The sequence below is a fragment of the Oleiphilus sp. HI0123 genome, assembly GCF_001635315.1.
In genome coordinates, this window is the sequence record NZ_LWGE01001154.1 from 1 (window position 1) to 5709 (window position 5709).

Here is a 5709-nt window from a genome sequence, read left to right on the forward strand (position 1 = left end):
TTATATCATTTTGGTGTAACCCGATCCTGTCTGGAGATAATAATGAAATTACAACAACTCCGTTATATATGGGAAGTCGCTCATCACGACTTAAATGTTTCTGCAACTGCACAAAGCTTATACACCTCTCAGCCCGGTATAAGTAAGCAGATTCGTTTGCTAGAAGACGAGCTGGGGGTAGAGATTTTCTCTCGTAGTGGTAAGCACCTAACACGGATAACACCCGCAGGCGAAGCGATACTGAAAGTTGTTGGCGATGTGCTTGGAGAAGTCGAAAGTATTAAAAAAATTGCTCAGGAGTTTAATAATGAGCACAAAGGTGACTTGTCGATTGCTACTACACATACACAGGCGCGCTATGTCCTGCCGACGGTAATTAGTCGATTTATGAATAGCTTTCCCGATGTTTCATTGCATATGCACCAGGGAACACCTGCTCAAATTTCCGAACTTGCCTCAGATGGCACCGTGGATTTCGCAATTGCGACTGAGGCGCTCGAGCATCATCCAGACTTAATCATGATGCCTTGCTATTCTTGGAATAGAATCGTTATCGTGCCTAACAATCACCCGCTTGCTTCAGATAGTGATATAACATTAGCCAAGCTAGCTGAATTCCCGATTGTCACCTATGTGAAAGGGTTTACCGGGAGGTCCAAGCTTGATGCTGCCTTTTCAGAGGCTGGATTATCTCCAAATATTGTCTTTACTGCGTCCGATGCCGATGTCATAAAAACTTATGTGAAACTCGGTTTGGGTATCGGGATCGTAGCATCCATGGCTTACGACACTCAAAAAGATGTCGGCTTGACTGCGATTGATACCGACCGACTGTTTGAGGCAAGTGTTACCAATATCGGATTCAGGAAGGGGACCTTTATGCGCGGCTTTATGTATGAGTTCCTACAACAGTTTGCACCTCATCTTACTCAGAAGGTTGTCGAGGAAGCATGCTACCGCCATATGCATCGTCAGGACGTTCAAGAAATGTTTGAAAATGTTAAGCTCCCGCGCTACTAAGAAGCATGGCTTAACATGAAGGCGCCTTAGTTGTACTCGAGTGCTGTAGGGTTGAGGGCTAGCAAGAAACTTTCAAGGTTGTCAGCCAACTCTTTATAATCTTTTCGACCTGGGCGCTCTAAAATGACTTTCCCGCTATGATTTTCAATACTTACAACTTCATTGCTGTCGGTGCAGCCGATAAATAGCGTTAAGCTCTGTTTGTTCTTAAGCTTCGCGAAACAGTGTCCGAGTATATTTTCTTTTAGACGCTCCTGATCTTCTTCGTTCCACGTTTGTATTAACGCAAAATCAACTAAAGGGTGCTCTACACGCATTCCGTTCGCCCAGTAGCTTTCGAAGAAGGCGTGGAAATCGGGATGGAATTTGGTCTCGAGCGCATCTTCAAGGCTTGCAAAGATATTCCCTGATCTCTTTTCCTTATGGCGCCAGTAATGACAGTCTTTGACGATACTAACTGCGCAAGGCGAGGGCCAGATCGGGTCGCATTGAAAAGAGGGTAAGCCGAGTTCATTAGCATTATGAAAAAGATTTTCGTAACGGGTTAGTATTGAATCGAGCGCTAAAAAAATCTTATCCATTATAATTTAATAAAGCCTAGTTCTTGATGTGTACTCGTGGGAGTGATTGTTGGTCTACAGATATCTTATCAATTGGGGCGATTACAGTCGACTCACCATTTACCACGACTTCACCATCTTGATTACTAACGTCACACTGAAACAACACTCTATGGTTTTCGAGCTTTTGGAGTACAGTGAGCTTTACCGTCAGCGTGTCTCCCAGCTCTACTTTTCGCTTAAAGCTTAGGTTTTGGTCCAGGTAGATACTTCCAGGCCCAGGAATGACTTTGTCGAAAGCGGTTGAGATAAGTGAGCTAGCCCACATGCCATAGCCGACTGTATCGTCATATACATTCTTTTTCGCAGCATCGACAGATAAAGCACTCAGCGGCATTTCGCCATTAGTCGCAGCAAATAAAACCAAATTCTCATCACTTAATGTTTTAGTAAATGTGGCATAATCGCTGACTCTTAATTCGTCATAGGTAATGTTTTCAAGTACGCGCATAACTTCTTAGCTTCTATAGTTTTGAATTAATTTTCTTTACAACTAATTTTGACAGAATAGTTTTAAGGTTCGTCTATTTAGAATAGGCTAGAATCCGTACGAATCAAAAACTTAGCTTTATTATTTTTTGTTATTTTGAACCAGGTTTTATCTAATGCCCTTAGATGTCAGAAAGCTTCAGCAGGCCATATCCAGCTGTTCTTACAAAGATCAAAGTCACTTTAAAAAACGACTCAAGCAACTCTCATCACACGGTGATGATAACGCCCTAGAGGAAAAGCTTGAAAAGCTAACTCAAGAAATTGAGGAATCTAAAGATCGTCTAAGTAAAAAAATAAACCGTCCGGTTTCAATCAAATACCCGCCTCAGCTACCTGTCTCCCAAAAAGTTGACGACATTAGCAAGGCAATAAAGGATAACCAGGTTGTAATTGTTGCTGGTGAAACCGGATCAGGTAAAACGACTCAGCTGCCAAAAGCCTGTCTTCAAGCGGGGCTTGGAAGGAAGGGCCTTATCGGCCACACTCAGCCAAGGCGTCTCGCTGCACGCACCGTTTCGACGAGATTAGCGGAAGAGCTAAATTCCCCGCTTGGTGATCTGGTTGGCTATCAAGTTCGTTTTACCGATCAAGTTAGTGATAGTACGCTAATAAAGGTCATGACGGATGGTATTCTCTTAAATGAAATCAAGTTTGACCGTTACTTAAATCGTTATGAAGTTATTATTATTGATGAGGCGCATGAGCGTAGTTTAAATATTGATTTCTTACTCGGTTACTTAAAACGCGTTCTGCTGAAAAGACCTGAATTAAAACTCATTATTACCTCTGCCACGATCGACGTAGACCGGTTCTCGGAGTTCTTTACTGGCGCGCCAATATTTTCTGTTTCAGGGCGAAGTTATCCGGTTGACGTGAATTACCGCCCATCTATTGGTGCAGATGTACAAGAGTTATCTCTTGGTGAGCAGATAGCTACAGTGGTCGAGGAGATTCAAGACGAAGAACGCCAACGCTCTTGGCAAGTTGGCGATGTTTTGGTTTTCTTACCTGGCGAGCGAGAGATCAGAGAGATCGCCAAGACCCTTAATGATTATGAATGGCGTGACACCGAGATACTGCCCTTATATGCCAGGTTAAGTACCAAAGACCAGAGCAGGGTGTTTCAACCTCACTCTGGCAGACGAATCATCCTTTCTACTAATGTCGCTGAGACCTCAATTACAGTGCCTGGTATCCGCTATGTAATTGACCCCGGTACCGTGCGGATTTCCCGCTATTCGTATCGCTCAAAATTACAGCGTTTGCCTATCGAGTCAATCTCCCAAGCGAGTGCAAATCAACGAAAGGGTCGTTGTGGGCGGATTGCTGAAGGTATTTGTTATCGACTTTACAGTGAAGACGACTTTATTTCACGACCTGAGTTTACCGATCCGGAAATACAGCGCACCAATCTAGCGGCTGTTATTCTTAAAATGATCGACTCCGGACTCGGGGCAGTGAAAGACTTTCAGTTTATTGATCCACCTGACTCTCGTCTTTTAAATGATGGCTATAAACTACTATTTGAGTTGCAGGCCGTCGATGAAAACAACCGCTTAACAGCGTTGGGCAAGAAACTTGCGACGCTTCCCACAGACCCTCGTTTAGGACGCATGCTGCTTAGCGCTCAGGACTTAAACGCAGTAAAAGAAGTGCTGATTATTGTTAGCGGCTTAAGCATACAAGATCCTCGTGAGCGCCCTGCAGATAAGCAGCAAGCAGCTGACCAGGCTCATGCGGAATATAAAGACCCTGAATCAGATTTCCTTTCTTTTTTGCGGTTGTGGGAATTCTTTGAAGATAAACGCCAGGAGCTAAGCAATAATCAATTAAAGCGCTTTTGCCAGAAAAACTTCCTATCCGCTGTGCGTATGAGGGAGTGGCGCGAGATACATAGACAACTATTACTCGTTTTAAAAAGCATCGGCATCAAGGAAAATGATAGCGAGGCTTCTTATGACTCTATTCATAAGGCTTTATTGAGCGGCTTGCTTGGCAATATCGGTAAACATGAAGAAAAACGCGAGTATCAAGGGTGTCGAAATCGACGTTTCCACTTATTTCCCGGGTCTGGCGTAAACAAAAAGCGCCCTAAATGGTTATTTGCCGCTGAAATCGTGGAAACTCAACAAGTCTATTCCAGATATAACGCAAGGCTCGATCCTGCATGGATAGAACCGCTTGCAAAGCATTTGGTAAAACGTTCTTATGCCGAACCTCATTGGGAAGCCAAAAGGGCACAAATAATTGCCAAAGAAAAGGTGACCTTATACGGACTTGAAATTGTCTCTCAGCGCCCAGTTAACTACAGCCAGATTGACCCAGGAGTTTGCCGTGAAATATTTATTCGCACCGGACTCATAGAGAGAGAGTTTCGCACCAAAAATAAGGCTATCGCTCATAACTTAAAGCTTATTGATGAAGTGGAATCGATTGAAGACCGCACGCGTCGTAAAGATGTCCTGGTCGATGATGAGGTGATATACGGACTTTACGATAAGGCTTTACCTGAACACATTGTGAGTGGTGCTGCATTTGAAAAGTGGGCAAAAAAAGCAAGCGAAGCTGACTCAAAGCTAATACGGTTTACAAAAGGTCAGCTGCGCAGCGAAAATGCGGATTCATTCGATCCGGGCCTATATCCTGAACATATTGAAAATAATGGCATACGCTTTCCTCTGAGTTACCAGTTCAAACCCGGCGCTGAAGATGATGGTGTAAATATCTCGGTGCCAATTAATGCAATAAAACAGCTAACTGTAGATAAACTCGAGAAGATAGTTCCTGGCTTGCTTCGTGAAAAATGCATCCACCTGATCAAAACGCTTCCCAGAACTTTGCGAAAGCACTTTGTTCCTGTGCCGGATGTTGTAGACAAGATACTGCCAAAGGTTGAAGCTAGTTCACGCCCTTTGCTTGAGATTCTTAGTGATGAGCTAAAAATTATAGGCAGCATATCTATTCCTATTGAGGCCTGGAATCTTGAGTCACTAGACAGTCACCTGCGCTTTAACATTAAAGTGCTGGATGAGCGAGGCCGGCTGATTAACCAGGGTAGGGACCTCGTTAAGCTTTCGCAAAAAGTTGAGCATTTGGCAAAAAACGCCGCAAAACTGGAAGAGAACCGACCTGAAAAACAAGTTGATATTACTGCCTGGGACTTTGGCGAGCTCAAACAATCCCAGATAATAAAACAAGCGGGTATTGAAATGATGCAATACCCGGCGCTTCAAGATTGTGGAGCACACATCAGGCTCATTCATTGTAATGATAAGCTAGGTGCCGAGGCGATTACGCGAATTGGAATTGCGCGATTACTAAGCTTTGAGCTCCAAGGTATTCGCTCGCAATTCAAAAAAGCGATTAAAAACTACCAAAAGCTAGGCTTGCTTTATGCACCTGTCGGGCAAGCCAGCGCACTTTATGATGACTTTCTGATTGCGGCAATATGTTTGCACTTCCTTAATGGAGAGCTTCCACGCAATGCAGAGCAGTTTAGTGCTTGTCTACAGGGCGGTAAGGGTGATTTCCTTAAGATCTGCGAAGAGTTCAGCGCTCTTGTTTTCGACATACTTAA

The 5709-nt window shown here is 43.8% G+C and carries 4 protein-coding genes; 2 read left to right on the plus strand and 2 right to left on the minus strand.

The genetic code is table 11. From position 1 onward, the window contains the following. Window positions 1–42: 42 nt before the first annotated feature. Window positions 43–1020, plus strand: a complete 978-nt coding sequence (gene cysB / locus A3761_RS12300; protein WP_068510261.1) for an HTH-type transcriptional regulator CysB — start codon at window positions 43–45, stop codon at window positions 1018–1020. A 26-nt stretch (window positions 1021–1046) separates the two neighbouring features. On the opposite strand, the gene syd is transcribed toward cysB, so the two are convergent. Both syd and A3761_RS12310 read right to left on the minus strand, forming a co-directional pair. Continuing rightward, window positions 1047–1601, minus strand: a complete 555-nt coding sequence (gene syd / locus A3761_RS12305) for a SecY-interacting protein (protein ID WP_068554184.1) — start codon at window positions 1599–1601, stop codon at window positions 1047–1049. 16 nt (window positions 1602–1617) lie between these two features. Further along, on the minus strand, window positions 1618–2091 hold the full coding sequence (locus A3761_RS12310; protein WP_068510682.1) for a hotdog domain-containing protein: 474 nt from the start codon (window positions 2089–2091) through the stop codon (window positions 1618–1620). A 154-nt stretch (window positions 2092–2245) separates the two neighbouring features. Between A3761_RS12310 and hrpA the strand changes: the two genes are divergently transcribed. Beyond that, window positions 2246–5709: ATP-dependent RNA helicase HrpA (gene hrpA, locus A3761_RS12315; RefSeq protein ID WP_068750284.1), on the plus strand; the 3464-nt coding region annotated here is incomplete at its 3' end.

Excerpts from the sequence above, each read along its gene's own strand:
- cysB (WP_068510261.1), top strand. The coding sequence starts at position 43 with ATGAAATTACAACAACTCCGTTATATATGGGAAGTCGCTCATCACGAC.
- syd (WP_068554184.1), bottom strand. The coding sequence starts at position 1,601 with ATGGATAAGATTTTTTTAGCGCTCGATTCAATACTAACCCGTTACGAA.
- A3761_RS12310 (WP_068510682.1), bottom strand. The coding sequence starts at position 2,091 with ATGCGCGTACTTGAAAACATTACCTATGACGAATTAAGAGTCAGCGAT.